This window comes from Pantoea sp. AN62, from assembly GCF_050432985.1.
In the GTDB taxonomy this organism is placed as follows: Bacteria; Pseudomonadota; Gammaproteobacteria; order Enterobacterales; family Enterobacteriaceae; genus Pantoea; species Pantoea brenneri.
In genome coordinates this window covers 252,275-267,323 of record NZ_JBNPYB010000002.1, presented here as the reverse complement: position 1 = coordinate 267,323, position 15,049 = coordinate 252,275, and the positions used below count along the sequence as shown (strand labels likewise).

Sequence of the window (15,049 nt, the reverse complement as noted above, 5' to 3'; positions counted from 1 at the left end):
AGGACAAAATTTTTAGATGCAGACCGGCTTGCCGTTGGTGGTGGCATTGTCGCGCTCGGCCTGCTGGTGAATCAGTCGGATCTCATCCTGCTGGCTGAGATAAGCCTGCTCGATAATCATGGCGGCCCAGGCAGGCATATGGGGAGACAAACGATAGTGGATCCATTTGCCGTCGCGCCGGTCGATAAGCAGCCCGTGTTGCCGTAATAAAGCCAGGTGACGGGATATTTTCGGCTGGGGCTGTTGCAGCGTCGACGCCAGCTCACAGACGCACAGCTCGCCTTTTTCACGCAGTAATAACACCAGATAAAGTCGGGTTTCGTCAGAAAGGTTTTTGAACAGTTGAAGCGGGGTGATTTGCGACATGATAGCATCCTGTGACCGTAGCGATGCAGTGTCAGGCTTTCGCCACGCCGGGTCAATAACATATTCACTTTTTCGAATTTGTTTTTTTGATGGCTGGCAGCATGCAGCGGCGGAGGTAATCAGCAGCGCCGTGCTGAAACAGCATATCGACAGTGCTGCTGGCGTGACAACGCCGGTTACCGCACTCTCCACAACATTAACCGGGCAGCAAGGCGTGGCGCGTCGGCCATCGCTGGCCAGCGGTTGACTGTGTCAGCATGCTGAAACACTCAGTACAGCGTGTTTTTCAACCGCTCCGGCAGGGCTTTATCATACGCCTCGCCATCAATCGCGTTACCGGCGATCTGGTTCAGGATACTGCCGGTGCTGGGCAGTTGCTGACGCTCAATCTGGACCGCCGGGTCCCATAATCTGGCGCGGATAATGGCGCGACTGCACTGGAAAAAGACGCTCTCTACCGCAATGCGCAAGACGGTTTTAGGGAATTGATGATTGACGGCGAAGTGGGCCAACAGCGCAGCATCGGTGCTGATTGTCGCCTTGCCGTTGACCCGCAAGGTCTCGCCAATCCCCGGGATGAGAAACAGCAGCGCCACCCGGTTGTCGTGCAGAATATTGCGCAGGCTATCGATGCGGTTATTGCCTCGCCGGTCGGGCAACAGCAGCGTGCGGTCATCCTGGATTTCAATGAAGCCCGCCGGATCGCCGCGCGGTGATACGTCCAGTCCGTCCGGACCGGAGGTCGCCAGCGCCACAAACGAGGAGGCTTCGATAAAGGGACGATAAGCCGGATGAATATGGTCAGTCACCTTGGCCAGTGAAGGTGTAGCCACCGCGCCGTAAATCCGCTCCAGTTCTGCCAGCTCAGTAATCGAGGTTTTCTCTTCAGTCATCTTATCCACTTCCGTTTTAATCGGGGATGTCCGCTACAGATTATGGCTAACGTCGCCTTGTTGCCATATCTCACGCCGGCGCACTGCCGTCACCCGGCGGGGGGCGAAAGAGTGTAAGTAAGCGTGAGCGAAGGCTTTAATAAAAACACCGTATTGATATAAAAACAGCGGGACGTGTCAGTTGTTCGCAGAACCACAATAAAAATGTTAAAGGGGATGCCAGATGGTAAAAAAAACCACACCAGAGCAACGGCGTGAATTAGGGGCTTTTTTGATTAGCCGGCGGGCGAGGTTAAATCCGCAGGAATATGGGCTGCCGAAAGGCGCGCGCCGGACGCCCGGCCTACGCCGCGAAGAGGTGGCGATTCTGGCTGGCGTCAGCGTCAGCTGGTATACCTGGCTGGAGCAGGGCCGCGAAATTAAGCCCTCTGCCGACGCGCTGCAGCGAATCGCCAGCGTGCTTAAACTCAACCGGGTCGAATCATCTCACCTTTTTGCGCTCTCTCCCAGGGAACAACCGGTGCCGCGTCAGGCCGATTCGGGGGTGACGGAAGGTCTCGATATGCTGGTCAGGGCCATCGATCCTATTCCGGCTTACGTGCGCAATGCCCGGCTGGATATCCTCGCCTGGAATGACGCCATTGCCGACCTGTTCATCGACTACGGCTCGCTCAAGCCGCACGAACGCAATACGCTGCGGCTGCTTTTTCTCTATCAGCCCTATCGCACCCTGATCCTCGACTGGGAACAGATGGCGCGCGGCATGATCTCGGTTTTTCGCGCCTCCCGGGCGCATGCTCAGAACAAAGCCCCGTTTGATGCGCTGATCAAAGAGCTGTCAGACAACGCACCGGAGTTCCACGAATGGTGGCAGGACACCGACGTGCAGGGCATGAGCGAAGGAAGTAAGCGCCTGATGCACCCGGTTTCCGGACACATCGAATTCACCTACGTGGCGTTAACTCCTGAGGGCAGACCCGACCTGTCTCTGGTCACCTATATCCCCCGACACGTAGCCAGTGACTGCCAGTAATAGGATAACAACACGCCTTCCTGGGCTGAAATGAGATGCCTAAGATGGATTTAACGCAGCACAACCGCGCTGCATTTCATCTTTCAGGAGGCAGTCAATATGTCATCTCAATCAGCCCGACCCGATTCAGTTTCCGCTCCGCTGGCGGTATCACGTAATCCCGCAACCGATGAGCTGATCGCGACCTATGCCGGCCAGACGGCGCAACAGATAGAGCAGTTGCTGGAGCAGAATGCAGCAGCATTTCGCATCTGGCGGGCCACTCCGCTGCGTGAGCGGGTGGCGGCTTACCGTCGCCTCGCAGTGGTGCTACGTCAGCGTTCTGACAACCTGTCGGCCTTGATCAGCGCAGAAATGGGCAAAACCCTGAAGGCTGCCCGGGCAGAAGTAGAGAAGTGCGCCGTCACCCTTGAATGGCTGGCGGAAAATGGTCCGGCGGTGCTGGCCGACGAACCGGTGGCTGTTGATAACGACGATCGGGTGTATGTCTCCTGGTTGCCGATTGGCACCGTACTGGCGGTGATGCCGTGGAACTTCCCGTTATGGCAGGTTATTCGCGCTTCAGGTCCGATTATGCTCTCCGGCAATGGCTTCATCCTGAAGCACGCCCCGAACGTTATCGGCTCTGCTTATGCCCTGCAGGACGCTTATGAAGCCGCCGGTTTCCCGGTGGGGTTGTTCACTAATCTGATTGCTGACAATGACACCGTTGCGCGGGTCATCGAAGACGATCGTGTGGCGGCGGTCACCTTAACCGGCAGCCTGCGCGCCGGTTCAGCGGTGGCGGCCATCGCCGGTAAGGCACTGAAAAAAAGTCTGCTTGAGCTGGGCGGTTCGGATGCCTTTATTGTGCTGGCCGATGCCAATATCGACCTGGCGGTGAAGGCAGCCGTTGAGGCCCGTTTCCAGAACGCCGGGCAGGTCTGTCTGGCCGCTAAGCGGTTCATTCTGGAAGCCCCGATTGCCAGCGAATTTACCCAAAAGTTTGTTAAAGCGGTCAGCGCGTTGAAAGTGGGCGATCCGCTCGACCCGCAGACCGATATCGGGCCGATGGCCAGAAAAGATCTGCGCGATGAACTGCATCATCAGGTTGAACGCACCCTGTCAGCCGGTGCCACGCTGCTGCTGGGCGGAACAAAGCTGGCGGGAAGCGGCAATTTTTATGCTCCGACGGTGCTGGGGAATGTGGTGCCGGGTATGGCGGCCTTTGATGAAGAGACCTTTGGTCCGGTCGCCGCCATCAGCGTGGCGGAAAATGCTGAGCACGCCATTGAACTGGCGAACCAGAGTGATTACGGGCTGGGCGGCAATCTCTGGACCGGTGACGTGACGCGTGGACAGCGGCTGGCGCGCCGGATGGAAACCGGCGGCGTATTCATCAATGGTTTCTCCGCCACCAATGCCCGCATTCCGGTCGGTGGGGTGAAAAAGAGTGGCTACGGTCGCGAACTCTCCCATTTCGGCCTGCGGGAATTTACCAATGCGCAGGCAGTCTGGGCTAAACAGCCGGTGTGATCCGGGACGCGTCGGTTACGGCAGCTAACGGTCTGCTAGCCGTTAATGCCGTCCGATCCGACGCGCGGTACAGATTATTCAGCTTAAACAATACGCTGGCGATGACCCGCTCCGGCAGGACGCGTTACGCCGCAGAATCGCATTCAAAACTGATAAGGTGAATCACATGTTTAAAAAATCAATGGTTTCAATCGCGTTAGGTCTGGTTATGTCGGTGTATGCAGCGTCCTCACTGGCGGAGCCGGTAAAAAATATTGTGCTGGTCCACGGGGCTTTCGTTGATGGTTCTGGCTGGAATCCGATCGCTAAAATACTGGGCAAAGCGGGATACAAGGTTTCGATTGTGCAGGAACCGCAAACCTCACTGGCGGATGACGTCGCTGCGACCCAGCGCGTGCTGAAAATGCAGAGCGGAAAAACCCTGCTGGTGGGCCACAGCTACGGCGGGATGATTATCAGCGAGGCGGGTAACGATCCTTCGGTGGCGGGGCTGGTGTATATCGCGGCGATGGAACCGGATGAAGGTGACTCGTTACTGAGCCTGGCGAAAAAATATCCGCCTGCTGCGCACTCTATCGCGGAAACCGACGATCACTTTCTCTATCTGAAACCTGAATCGTTCCACGCTGACTTTGCCGCGGATTTACCGGTAAAAGAAACCGATCTGCTGGCGCGTTCCCAGGTTATGCCAGCCGTCGCGGCGTTTAATGCACCTGCAGGCAAACCGGCATGGAAAACCAAACCAAGCTGGGCGGTGGTCGCCAGCACCGATCGGGCGATCAATCCTGAACTGGAGCGCTTCATGGCTAAGCGGGCTAACAGCAAGGTGACCGAACTGAAAGGAAACCACGCGATTTACGCGTCACAGCCGCAAAAAATCGCCGCCATCATCGAAGGCGCAGCAAAATCATTAAACTAACCTGCCATTACCAGCAGAAGCAGCGATCAGGCTGCTTCTGCTGTGCAGTTATCCGCGTCGTTCTCTGACCTTACCCGCTGTTGCCTGACACCGCCGCTGTTGCCAGCAGAGAGCTAACGGCTTATCCCGCGCAGTCGTTCCCGGCCCAGATAGCGGGTTTTCGGTGATGCCAGGGAAACGCGCGCTCCAGCTGACCTGCCAGTTTCAGTAACACCGCCTCCTGATTAAAACCGGCTATAAATTGCATGCCAACAGGCAGCTGATTTGCCGGACTGAATCCCAGCGGGACCGACATGGCCGGCGTGCCACACACGTTAGCCAGCGCGGTAAACGGCGAGTGATCAAACACGTGATGCATCCAGCCGCGCCCATCCAGCTGATGCTGATGCTGATTGTACTCACCCAGTCGCGTCGGTAACGTTGGCAGTACCGGCGTCAGCAGCAGGTCGTACTGCTGATAAAACTGCGCCATCTTCTGCGTGACGCTGTTACGCATCTGCATCGCCTCGATGAAATCCGTTGCCGTCAGGCTATGGCCCAGTTGCCACAGCGCCAGATTGGCTGGCTCCAGCGTTTCGTGGTTGACCGGTCTGTTCATCGCGGCCGCCAGTGTATCTATCCAGGCGGCGGTATTTGCCGCCCAGAAGCGGCTGTTCATTTCAACAAACGCCCCCCAGCTGCCGATTTCCAGCGAAACCTCTTCAACCTGATGGCCCAGCGAAACAAGCTGTGCGACGGTCTTTTCCAGTGCGCCAGCGACTTCCGGCGCAGTGCGGGCGCCATTCAGCGGATGCATCATGACACCGATTTTTAGCCGGCCGGGATCCTGAGTGACGCAGGCGCGCAGGCTTTGCGCGGAGGCGGGAATGGTGAAGGGATCGCCGGCCTGGTTGCCCTGAAGCGCATCCAGTAACGCCGCGTTATCTCTCACCGTGCGGCTGAGAAAGCCATGCACTGCAAGCCCGGACCAGACTTCATCAACATCCGGTCCCATGCTGATGCGGCCACGGCTCGGTTTTAAGCCAAACAATCCGTTTGCTGAAGCCGGAACCCGAATCGATCCTCCGCCGTCGGTTGCATGCGCTGCCGGCACCATACCGGCCGCCACTGCCGCCGCCGAGCCGCCGCTTGAGCCGCCCGCACTGTAGGCCGGATTCCAGGGCGTCGCGGTTTTACCCTGAAAACGCGATTCGGTGGTGGTGCTGGTGGCAAGTTCAGGGGTGGTGGTACGTCCCAGTAACAGCAGACCGGCCTGGCGCATGCGGTGCGCGAGGTTGGAATCGTGAGACGAAACGTGACCGGCCGCCAGACGGCTGCCCAGTTCGTTACGGCGACCTTTAACGGAAATACCCAGATCCTTGACCAGCATCGGCACTCCCTGAAACAGACCGTGCGGCTGGCTCTCTTCCTGCTGCCAGATTTCAATCACGGCATTGACCTCAGCGTTAACCTTATTGATGACGTTAATCGCGGCGGCTTTGACTTCTGCGGGCGTGACGTCGCCCTGGTTAATCAGCTCAGCGAGGCCGGTAGCATCGCAGGCGGTGTATTCTGAAAGTTTCATAAGGGTCCGGTTAGTGGCTGACAAGACGAACAGCGACTGTGCGTGTATACTGTTTAGTATCGAGTGATACCGATCGGTATCGTAGTATACTAATTAGTATCGTTGCAAGGAGTGAATAGTGACGAGAGAGATCCAACCGCGATTGCCGCCGCGAGAACGCATTCTTCAGGCTGCTGAAAAGCTTTTCTATCAGGAAGGCATTAACCGTGTGACGGTAGATGCGATAGCAGAAGAGGCAGAATCGACCAAGATGACGCTCTATCGCCACTTTGCCTCTAAAGAAGTGCTGGTTCTGACGTGGATAGGGCGATTGATTGAAGATTACAGTCAGATCTTTGATCGGCTTGCTGAGCAGTTTCCTGACAATCCGGCCGCCCGGATTAGGGGATTTGGCGAGTTTATCGCCGCCAACCTCAGCGGGACGCTGAAGCGTGGCTGTCCGTTTACTAACACCCTGGCGGAAACAACCGGGCATTATGCTGAGGTCAGGGCGCTGATATTTGCCCATAAGCAGCGGCAATTTCACCGGCTGGTGGCGCTTTGTCGCGAAGCCGGTGCCAGTCAACCGGAAACAGCGGCCAAAGAGATCACCCTGATGCTTGAGGGACTGCAGGTGGTGGCTCAGAATGCAGGATTCGACGGCGCGGCTGAGTTTGTGCTTGAGAAGTTAAACGCGATGGTAAAAGCATTCTGATAATCAAGGAGACAGTGATGCGTGCAGCAATAACCACAGTCAAATCGACAGAAATTTATCGAAACCGCTGGATGACGCTCAGAGAAGATCAAATTCTGCGGGCTGACGGCAGCCAGGGCATCTATTCGGTGATTGAGAAAGACGATTTTGTCGTCATCGTTGCGGTGCAGGATGATGAAATCTATCTGGTCGAACAGTACCGTTATCCGCTGGGGAAGCGCACGCTGGAGTTGCCCCAGGGAAGCTGGGAGCACGCGCCAGATGCCGCCCCGGCGTCAATTGCTGCTGGCGAATTGCGTGAAGAGACCGGTCTGGTGGCGGGAAAGCTGGACTATGTCGGCTACCAGAAACTGGCACAGGGGTACTCTTCTCAGGGTTACCATATTTTTCTGGCGACAGAACTCAAGTTTGAGGGGCAACAGCTCGAACAGGAAGAGCAGGATCTGCAGGTAAAAAGCATCAAAATAGCCGCATTCAGGCAAATGATACTCGAGGGAGAGATTTCTGACGCTACCTCGGTGACCGCCTTTCTGTTGACCTCGGCAAAAAACCTGCTCAGCGATTAGCCAGACCGCAGGCAGGCGGGCAGAACAGACCCTTTCGCCGCCTGCTGAAGACAATGCTAAGGCCTCTTCACCTGAGTCAGATTAGGGGTTGTCAGCGACAAAATATTCCCGGTAGCCTCTGGTGATTAATGGCGCATTAACGGTTGTTGCGGTGGGTTAATACCACGCAGCGGCAGCCCGGTAGTCTGACATCTCTGCTGAGCGAAGAAAGCAGCAACTGTAAGGTGTCAGCACCTCCTTAACCGAATGCCGGCTTCACGGGCTGGCGTAGTTTCCCGACCGGCAGGCCCCAGTGAGTTACCCTTCAGGTCATTAAGCGTAGTACCATATTAAAGTGCATGACGCCTTGCTATCCTATTGAATAGTCAGGCTAGCGGTTTTTTATTCATATTTAATGCTGGGCTTACCAGCGAATCCTCTAACGGTTGGCTTATAATTAATCATCTTACATGCGGCCACATTTATTTTTTTATATCGCTTCGCTTAATTTCTGAATAATATTCAGGCGATGGCTTTTTATTCGCCAGAATTCGTTGTTAAACGAAAGTTAAATAAAATTATTCCTGATTATTCAATTTGGTTAAAATGTGATTCTGATCACATATTTCACATTTCAGAAGTTTATACCTTTTGTGAAATTACTGTACAGTTTTATAAATTAAATAATTGAAATGTAATTAAATTTAATTTTGCTATGACAGTTTTAGTCAAAAAGCCAAACGGCAAAATGACTTTATTTGATTAAGTATTTTTCTTGAAAATAATCACTTCAGTTTTAATATTTAAATTGTTCTGGTGGGGTATTTGTTTATTTGTGTACATTCAGTTGAGGTGAAATTATGCAACAACAAAAACGGCGTGGTGGATCGGGTAATTTTGCCGAAAATCCGGAGCGGGCGCGCGAGGCGGGACGCAAAGGCGGACAGATAAGTAGCGGAAACTTCAAGAATAATCCGGAGCGTGCGGTTGAGGCGGGTCGACTAGGGGGTAAAGTGAGCCGCAGGCCGCCTGCGGAAAAAGCCGCCGGATAAAGTCTCAGATCGAAAATCCTGATGCTGTAAGTTTAAGCGTTAATTTAACGAGATTAAGATAAACCATGCCCGGAAATTCTGGGTCAGGCTTTCCTTATACCTGGCAAGAGAGCAGTGGCAATTATTTTATCGTGCTGGGGCCGGTATGCGAGATAATAATAGCGAACTGCTGGAACACTTTCTGAATAGAATGAACCTTAACGACGAGGATGCCGCGCACGCGCTGGTGGTGGGGGTGCTTGTTTGTGAGTTGATGCGCTCGGGTGAAGCCATTAACCGGAAGACCCTGTGTTGTAAATTAGTCAGACAGCTTGAGCTCTGTCAGTCAATGGAGGAAGAACGCACCTATTACCGGACACTTCGCCTGCTTTTTGGCCGGCAGTAACGTTAGCGGCCCAGGAGAACTGTTTTCAGATAATGATCTTATTTCCTGAAAAGGGAGTCAGGAAAGATCCACGCTTCTTTTGGTGGAAGAAATCGTGATGTGATTTTTACGCAATTGTTAGCGTTCAGCCCGTATTTACGGGCTTTTTTTATTCCACCTGCTGCCAGATCGACCGTCCGGCGATTATTTACCGTTTCGGATGATGAAGGCTGGCGATTCTCAGGTGATGTTCAGCTTACTGTTCAGCGTGAAGTCTGAAAGCGGGTCAGATAACGGCTACGCAGGCATCCGGATGATCCGAATGCCTGCCCGCAGGGTGAGAGGGCGTTAACGGATTTTGCCGTATTGTTCGTCAGTGACATGTTCCAGCCACTCGACGACTTTTCCTTCTTCATTTTCCTGGATAGCGATATGCGTCATGGCCGTGGTTGCACTCGCGCCATGCCAGTGTTTTTCAAACGGGGGGATCCAGACCACATCACCGGGCTTAATTTCCCGTGCGGTTTCGCCCCAGGTCTGAACATAGCCGGAACCTGCCGTGACGATCAGTGTCTGACCGCGCGGATGGGTGTGCCAGGCCGTCCGTGCACCGGGCTCAAAGGTTACGGCACCGCCACTGGCGCGGGCAAATTCGTTGGCCGGAAACAGCGGATCGATACGCACGGTACCGGTAAACCACTCTTCCGGACCGACCATTGAAGGCTGAGAGCCACATTTGAAAATATCAGTCATTTTATTGTTCCTTACTGATTCAGGGTGAGTAATGTTTGTTGTACCGGCTGCTGCATCAGGGGGCAGCGGATTTACTGCACGGTATAGCCACCGTCAACGGCCAGTGCATGGCCGACCACAAAGCTGGCACCCGGACTGCACAGCCACAGCACGGCTGCTGCCACTTCCTCCGGCAGGCCGAGACGACCAATCGGTTGTAGCTTCAGCAATTCATCCATCGCTTCGGGCTCTTTTTCCAGCATCGTCCCGACCATTGGCGTGCTGATGATGCCCGGACAGACCGCGTTAATCGTAATGCCGCGCGCGGCGTATTCCAGTGCCGCACTTTTGGTCAGACCCAGCACACCATGTTTGGAAGCGTGATACACACCGCGGCCGGCAATACCGACCAGTCCGCCGAGAGAGGAACAGTTAACGATGGCACCCGATTCCTGAATGCGCATCTGCTGAAGTTCATATTTCATACAGTTCCAGATACCACGCAGATTCACCGCATTAACCCGATCGAACTCCTCTCCACTGGCATCGGCTGTTTCAGCCACCGGGCTTTGAATTCCGGCATTGTTATAAGCCGCATCGAGTCGGCCAAAAGCCGTCACCGCCTGGTCGACCACATTTTTAACCTGTGCCTCATCGGTCACGTCGCACACTACTTCAAGCAGGGTATAACCTTTATCGCGTAGCGACTCTGCCGCCTGTGATAAGGCCTGCGGATTAAAATCAGCCATCACCACTGCCGCACCCGCTTCACAGAAAGCGCGGGCGGTGGCAAAACCCATTCCGGAGGCTGCGCCGGTTACCAGCGCAACTTTTCCGCGATAGTCATAATTAATCATCTTAGTCCCGGATAGTGATCAGAATCAGAGTGAGTAGCCTGGTTTTTTATAGAGCCTCGCCAGGCTGGGCAAAATAATCGGATCGTAAACTTCTGCTTTCCAGTTAGCCGCACTGACGCGGGTGAGCGCCAGGGAGATCGCGGCCTCATCGATATTCAAATGACGTATCAGTACCGCACACAGATCTTCAGCCATGGCGTCAATTTCTGTGTCCGTCATTTCCTGCGAATTAAACGTCAGGCTTAAATGCGGCATCGCTGATCCTTAATGGTTTTGTTAAACAGGGGAACAGTGACGCCTGTTCCGGTAAAAGAGTCTGGGCTGAGAACGCTGCGCTGTGAAGCGCGCTGTCGGAAATAAGCTTATGAGTGCCATTCATGAATAACGGCAAAGGCATGGGCGGCAGGTGTATTATCGGCGTGGCGGGGTGGCGTAATCACCCCGGTCAGCTGAGGCAGTCCGTCCGGCCGGCGCTGGATAGCGCTATTGAGAATGACAACCGGCGGCCAGGGCGGCGACTAATCTGCGGAAACAACTCTGCGGAAACAACCTCAGGCTTTGCCGCGGTATCTGACCGCATCGACAAAGGCCACGAAGGCAGAGGAGGTATGGCGGCGGTTGGGATAGTAGAGATGAAAACCTTCAAAGGTCGGGCTCCAGTCAGCCAGCACTTCAATCAGCGTGCCGTTTTCGATGTGCGGTTTGGCCATCGCTTCCGGCACATAGGCCAGACCAATGCCATCCAGCGCGCCATTCAGCACGTGTATGATGCTATTAGAAAGCAACGGTCCGTTTACCCGGATATTCAGTTTGCGTCCCGCTTTTTCAAACTCCCAGGCATAAACACTGCCAGCAGGAGAATGGCGAATATTAATGCAACGATGCTGGGCCAGATCCTGTGGAATAACCGGTAATGGATGAGTGTTAAAATAGCCGGGCGTCCCCACGACCGAAAGGCGCCAGTCTGGCCCCATGCGAACTGCGATCATATCTTTACTGATCGATTCGCCCAGCCTGATACCGGCATCAAACCGTTCTGACACGATATTAGTGAAGCCATAATCAATCGAGATTTCTACGCTGATATCGGGATATTTCTCCAGAAACGCCGGCAGCATCGGACGTAATAACCCTTCGGCGGCATCGTCTGAACAGGTAATACGAATATTGCCGGCTGGCGTATTACGTAATTCACCGATGCGCTCAATTTCATGATTGATCTGCTCAAATAGCGGGGCGACAGATTTCAGTAAGCGTTCTCCGGCCTCGGTAGGCGCGACGTTACGCGTGGTGCGTGCCAGCAGGCGAACCCCGACCCGCTCTTCCAGATTACGGATGGTGTGGCTTAAAGCCGACGGGCTGACGCCCAGACCCGCCGCCGCTTTGGTAAAACTCTTTTCGCGCGCAACAGCAATAAATGCCTGTATATCATTCATCGGTTCAGTCCTTTATTTGTGAGTTATATTCACAAGCAGATGCAGATTATCCGATCTAATCAGCCACCACCATCGCCTTTATGATTAACCCGACGGTAGCGATGGCGAATTAACAGCGGGCTATCCATACCTATGTCGGCAGAGCGCGGGAATAAGCGCCACCAGGCCGCGCTATTTGTGAATTGAATTCATCAGGGCATTCAGACCAGCGCTATTAATCATGCGCTTAATTTTTGTCAGGATAATCTGCCCGTTTAATCATGTTATTCATCCACTTTCTCTGCTGCCGTCTTTTGTTGCGCGTTGAGCAAAATGCGCCTAAGCGATTAATTGACTTCCGGGCAATGTCACCCCCTCTGGAGCGGAAAACCTATGGAACTGCACATTAATAATCAAACCTATCAAACCGATGCCGAGGCGGATACGCCGCTGTTGTGGGTGATTCGTGACGATTTGGGGATGACCGGCACCAAATATGGCTGCGGCCTGGCGCAATGCGGCGCCTGTTCGGTATTGGTTGATGGCCAGATCGTCCGATCCTGCGTGACGCCGGTAGAGAAGGTCGCCGGTAAACAGATCACCACCATTGAAGCCATTGAAGACGATGAAGTGGGCCGGCGGGTGGTGGACGCCTGGGTCAATCTTCAGGTCCCCCAGTGCGGCTACTGCCAGTCGGGGCAGGTGATGGCGGCAACGGCACTGTTAAAACAGACCCGCCAGCCAACGGATGAGCAGATTGCTGCAGCGATGATCAACCTGTGCCGCTGCGGCACTTATAACGCGATCAATGCTGCCGTCCATCGACTGGCCGGTGAAGGAGAGAAAGCATGAGCCGCCGCACGCCTGATACCAGGACGTTTGGCGAACAGCCGGTCAATCTCTCCCGGCGTCGTTTTCTGATTTCGGGCAGCGGTCTGGCGGGCGCGCTGGTGCTGGGCGTCGGGTTGCCGGTCGGACAGAGCCGCGCACAGTCCACCGCGGCCGCAATGCCAGCCGGTACCCGGGTGCCAGCCTTTCTGGAAATACGCGCGGACAGCTCAGTGAAATTTCTGTCGCCCTTTATTGAAGGCGGGCAGGGGATTTTCACCGCCATGGCGCAGATTGTCGGTGAAGAACTGGACGCCGATCCGGCATCCTTCATGGTGGAGAACGCGCCGCCTGGTTCGCAATATCAGGTAATGGATAACGGGATGCGCATCACCGGCGGAAGCCAGTCGGTGCGGACCAGCTATACCACCATGCGACGGCTCGGCGCGCTGGCACGACAGATGCTGATCGAGGCCGCTGCCGCTGAACTGGCGGTGCCGGTTACCAGCCTGCACACTGAGCCGGGACGGGTGATCCATGGCGAATCAGGGCGCTCATTACGCTATGGCGAACTGGCTGCGCGGGCGCGTGAGCTGCCGGTACCCTCAGTCTATTCGGTCAGCCTGAAAGATCCCGCTCACTTTCGCTGGATTGGTAAGCCGGTTCAGCGACTGGATATGCATGAAAAATCGACCGGCAAGGCGATTTACACCATCGACTGCCGGGTGGATAACATGCTGCACGCGGCCGTACAGCACGCGCCGCGACTCGGTCTGACGGTGGGTACGCTGCGCAATGCCGCACAGGTCAGCGCGATGAAAGGCGTGCATTCGGTTCATCAACTGCCTGGCGCCGTCGCGGTGGTGGCCGAACGCTGGTGGCAGGCGAAACGTGCGGTTGAAACGCTGCAGGTTGAGTGGCTGGAGCCAGAGAAGCCAGACGGCAGCTATATGCCCGCTGACTTCTCCTCTGATGCGTTCGCCGCCGTGCTGGCGCAGCAGCCTGGCGACGGGGAAAACGCTGAGGTTCGTGGCGACCTTCAGCACGGACTGGCTGAGGCGAAGAGCACCTTTAGCGTCCACTACCAGAGCCAGTATCTTAACCACGCCCAGCTTGAGCCGCCGTCCGCGCTGGCACGTTTTAATTCCGACGGCTCGCTGGAGTTGTGGATCCCCAATCAGGCACCGGAAATGTTCCAGGCCGACGTGGCTAAGCGTACCGGCCTCAGCCCGGATAAGATCATTATCCATTCCCCGCTGCTGGGCGGATTTTTTGGCCGTCACTTCCTCTATGAGTCCGCGATGGTCTGGCCACAAGCCGTCCAGCTGGCCAGGGCGGTTGGGCGGCCAGTCAAACTGATCTGGAGTCGTGAAGAGGAGTTCCTGCGCGATACCCATCGCCCGATGGCCGCCGTGCGGTTTCGTGCCGGACTGGATGCCGACGGCTACCCGCTGGCGCTGGAGGCGGTCAGCATCTGTGAAGGGCCGACCGAGGGGCTGGCCGGTCAGCACGGCGACACGCTGGATCCTACCGCGGTGGAAGGGTTATCGGGCAAAGCCTACGCCATTCCGCACGTTCGTATAGCGCAGATTTATCATAAAGGCCCGGTGCGGCTGGGTTACTGGCGATCGGTCGGCAATTCGATGAATGACTTTTTCTATGAATGCTTCCTCGATGAAATTGCCGAGCGGGGCAGGCTCGATCCGATGGCGCTCAGGCTGCATCTGCTGCAGGGCAATCCGCGTCTGACCACGCTGTTGCAGACGGTGGCCGATCTTTCCGGCGGCTGGCAACCCGGCCCGTATACCGCCGCGGACGGCAGCCGTCGGGCGCGAGGCGTGGCGATGGCGTCACCGTTCGGAACCGAGGCCGCCGCAATCGCCGAGGTCTCTATCGAAAACGGTGAAGTCAGAGTGCACCAGATTTGGCAAGCAATCGATCCGGGTAGCATCGTGAATCCGGCGATCGTCGAGGCGCAGGTCAACGGGGCCGTGGCGCTCGGGCTCTCTCAGGTGCTGATCGAAGAGAGCGTTTATCAGCACGGGCAACCGGTGGCGCGTAACTTTGATATGTACCCGATTTTGCCTCCGTCGCGTATGGCGAAGGTGCAGGTCCGCATTGTCGAGAGCGGGGCAAAAATGGGCGGAATCGGTGAGCCGCCGCTGCCGGCGGTTCCGCCTGCCGTCGCCAATGCGGTCTCACGTCTGACCGGTGAGCGGGTGCGTAGCATGCCGCTGTCCCGGATTACCTTCAGCTGAGCTACATCGTAAAG

16 protein-coding genes are annotated in these 15,049 nt (G+C 55.6%); 9 read left to right on the top strand and 7 right to left on the bottom strand.

What is annotated here, in order from left to right; genetic code table 11:
• Window positions 1-12: 12 nt before the first annotated feature.
• Together FHW04_RS04195 and FHW04_RS04190 are read right to left on the bottom strand one after the other, a co-directional pair.
• Window positions 13-366, bottom strand: coding sequence for a metalloregulator ArsR/SmtB family transcription factor (locus FHW04_RS04195; RefSeq protein WP_089562237.1), 354 nt, complete (start codon window positions 364-366; stop codon window positions 13-15).
• Between the two features lie 269 nt (window positions 367-635).
• Window positions 636-1,259 carry a pyridoxamine 5'-phosphate oxidase family protein gene (locus tag FHW04_RS04190; protein ID WP_089562238.1) on the bottom strand — a complete coding sequence of 208 codons (624 nt, stop codon included), beginning with the start codon at window positions 1,257-1,259 and terminating at the stop codon, window positions 636-638.
• Window positions 1,260-1,482: 223 nt separating this feature from the next.
• On the opposite strand from FHW04_RS04190, the gene FHW04_RS04185 reads away from it, so the two are divergent.
• From FHW04_RS04185 to FHW04_RS04175, 3 genes are all read left to right on the top strand, one after another.
• Entirely contained in the window at window positions 1,483-2,292 is an 810-nt protein-coding gene (locus FHW04_RS04185; RefSeq protein ID WP_089562239.1) for a helix-turn-helix transcriptional regulator, read from the top strand.
• Window positions 2,293-2,391: 99 nt separating this feature from the next.
• Complete coding sequence (locus FHW04_RS04180; protein WP_031377717.1) at window positions 2,392-3,807, top strand: NAD-dependent succinate-semialdehyde dehydrogenase; 1,416 nt, start codon at window positions 2,392-2,394, stop codon at window positions 3,805-3,807.
• A gap of 166 nt (window positions 3,808-3,973) precedes the next feature.
• Entirely contained in the window at window positions 3,974-4,726 is a 753-nt protein-coding gene (locus FHW04_RS04175; protein ID WP_031377716.1) for an alpha/beta hydrolase, read from the top strand.
• A gap of 121 nt (window positions 4,727-4,847) precedes the next feature.
• Here FHW04_RS04175 and FHW04_RS04170 read toward each other — a convergent pair whose 3' ends face one another.
• Window positions 4,848-6,290, bottom strand: a complete 1,443-nt coding sequence (locus tag FHW04_RS04170; protein ID WP_089562240.1) for an amidase — start codon at window positions 6,288-6,290, stop codon at window positions 4,848-4,850.
• A 118-nt stretch (window positions 6,291-6,408) separates the two neighbouring features.
• On the opposite strand from FHW04_RS04170, the gene FHW04_RS04165 reads away from it, so the two are divergent.
• From FHW04_RS04165 to FHW04_RS04150, 4 genes are all read left to right on the top strand, one after another.
• The gene (locus FHW04_RS04165) at window positions 6,409-6,984 is read left to right on the top strand and encodes a TetR/AcrR family transcriptional regulator (protein WP_031377661.1); all 576 of its coding nucleotides are present in this window, start codon (window positions 6,409-6,411) and stop codon (window positions 6,982-6,984) included.
• A 17-nt stretch (window positions 6,985-7,001) separates the two neighbouring features.
• Entirely contained in the window at window positions 7,002-7,550 is a 549-nt protein-coding gene (locus tag FHW04_RS04160; protein WP_089562241.1) for an NUDIX domain-containing protein, read from the top strand.
• A gap of 839 nt (window positions 7,551-8,389) precedes the next feature.
• The gene (locus tag FHW04_RS04155; protein ID WP_072051044.1) at window positions 8,390-8,581 is read left to right on the top strand and encodes a general stress protein; all 192 of its coding nucleotides are present in this window, start codon (window positions 8,390-8,392) and stop codon (window positions 8,579-8,581) included.
• A gap of 145 nt (window positions 8,582-8,726) precedes the next feature.
• Window positions 8,727-8,966 carry a hypothetical protein gene (locus FHW04_RS04150; protein WP_084227913.1) on the top strand — a complete coding sequence of 80 codons (240 nt, stop codon included), beginning with the start codon at window positions 8,727-8,729 and terminating at the stop codon, window positions 8,964-8,966.
• 327 nt (window positions 8,967-9,293) lie between these two features.
• Here FHW04_RS04150 and FHW04_RS04145 read toward each other — a convergent pair whose 3' ends face one another.
• The 4 genes from FHW04_RS04145 to FHW04_RS04130 all read right to left on the bottom strand — a co-directional run bounded on the left by FHW04_RS04145 (window position 9,294) and on the right by FHW04_RS04130 (window position 11,970).
• Complete coding sequence (locus FHW04_RS04145) at window positions 9,294-9,698, bottom strand: (R)-mandelonitrile lyase (RefSeq protein WP_031377662.1); 405 nt, start codon at window positions 9,696-9,698, stop codon at window positions 9,294-9,296.
• Between the two features lie 71 nt (window positions 9,699-9,769).
• On the bottom strand, window positions 9,770-10,534 hold the full coding sequence (locus tag FHW04_RS04140) for an SDR family oxidoreductase (RefSeq protein WP_084227915.1): 765 nt from the start codon (window positions 10,532-10,534) through the stop codon (window positions 9,770-9,772).
• 24 nt (window positions 10,535-10,558) lie between these two features.
• A complete protein-coding gene (locus tag FHW04_RS04135; protein WP_089562242.1) occupies window positions 10,559-10,789 on the bottom strand; it encodes a Tautomerase PptA in 231 nt (76 codons plus the stop codon).
• 296 nt (window positions 10,790-11,085) lie between these two features.
• Complete coding sequence (locus tag FHW04_RS04130; RefSeq protein WP_069729610.1) at window positions 11,086-11,970, bottom strand: LysR family transcriptional regulator; 885 nt, start codon at window positions 11,968-11,970, stop codon at window positions 11,086-11,088.
• A 372-nt stretch (window positions 11,971-12,342) separates the two neighbouring features.
• Between FHW04_RS04130 and FHW04_RS04125 the strand changes: the two genes are divergently transcribed.
• Together FHW04_RS04125 and FHW04_RS04120 are read left to right on the top strand one after the other, a co-directional pair.
• A complete protein-coding gene (locus FHW04_RS04125) occupies window positions 12,343-12,801 on the top strand; it encodes a (2Fe-2S)-binding protein (protein ID WP_031377666.1) in 459 nt (152 codons plus the stop codon).
• A complete protein-coding gene (locus tag FHW04_RS04120; RefSeq protein WP_089562243.1) occupies window positions 12,798-15,035 on the top strand; it encodes a xanthine dehydrogenase family protein molybdopterin-binding subunit in 2,238 nt (745 codons plus the stop codon). Before FHW04_RS04125 ends, FHW04_RS04120 begins: the two co-directional genes overlap by 4 nt.
• Window positions 15,036-15,049 lie beyond the last annotated feature (14 nt).

Excerpts from the sequence above, each read along its gene's own strand:
- FHW04_RS04195 (WP_089562237.1), bottom strand. The coding sequence starts at position 366 with ATGTCGCAAATCACCCCGCTTCAACTGTTCAAAAACCTTTCTGACGAA.
- FHW04_RS04190 (WP_089562238.1), bottom strand. The coding sequence starts at position 1,259 with ATGACTGAAGAGAAAACCTCGATTACTGAGCTGGCAGAACTGGAGCGG.
- FHW04_RS04185 (WP_089562239.1), top strand. The coding sequence starts at position 1,483 with ATGGTAAAAAAAACCACACCAGAGCAACGGCGTGAATTAGGGGCTTTT.
- FHW04_RS04180 (WP_031377717.1), top strand. The coding sequence starts at position 2,392 with ATGTCATCTCAATCAGCCCGACCCGATTCAGTTTCCGCTCCGCTGGCG.
- FHW04_RS04175 (WP_031377716.1), top strand. The coding sequence starts at position 3,974 with ATGTTTAAAAAATCAATGGTTTCAATCGCGTTAGGTCTGGTTATGTCG.
- FHW04_RS04170 (WP_089562240.1), bottom strand. The coding sequence starts at position 6,290 with ATGAAACTTTCAGAATACACCGCCTGCGATGCTACCGGCCTCGCTGAG.
- FHW04_RS04160 (WP_089562241.1), top strand. The coding sequence starts at position 7,002 with ATGCGTGCAGCAATAACCACAGTCAAATCGACAGAAATTTATCGAAAC.
- FHW04_RS04155 (WP_072051044.1), top strand. The coding sequence starts at position 8,390 with ATGCAACAACAAAAACGGCGTGGTGGATCGGGTAATTTTGCCGAAAAT.
- FHW04_RS04150 (WP_084227913.1), top strand. The coding sequence starts at position 8,727 with ATGCGAGATAATAATAGCGAACTGCTGGAACACTTTCTGAATAGAATG.
- FHW04_RS04145 (WP_031377662.1), bottom strand. The coding sequence starts at position 9,698 with ATGACTGATATTTTCAAATGTGGCTCTCAGCCTTCAATGGTCGGTCCG.
- FHW04_RS04140 (WP_084227915.1), bottom strand. The coding sequence starts at position 10,534 with ATGATTAATTATGACTATCGCGGAAAAGTTGCGCTGGTAACCGGCGCA.
- FHW04_RS04135 (WP_089562242.1), bottom strand. The coding sequence starts at position 10,789 with ATGCCGCATTTAAGCCTGACGTTTAATTCGCAGGAAATGACGGACACA.
- FHW04_RS04130 (WP_069729610.1), bottom strand. The coding sequence starts at position 11,970 with ATGAATGATATACAGGCATTTATTGCTGTTGCGCGCGAAAAGAGTTTT.
- FHW04_RS04125 (WP_031377666.1), top strand. The coding sequence starts at position 12,343 with ATGGAACTGCACATTAATAATCAAACCTATCAAACCGATGCCGAGGCG.
- FHW04_RS04120 (WP_089562243.1), top strand. The coding sequence starts at position 12,798 with ATGAGCCGCCGCACGCCTGATACCAGGACGTTTGGCGAACAGCCGGTC.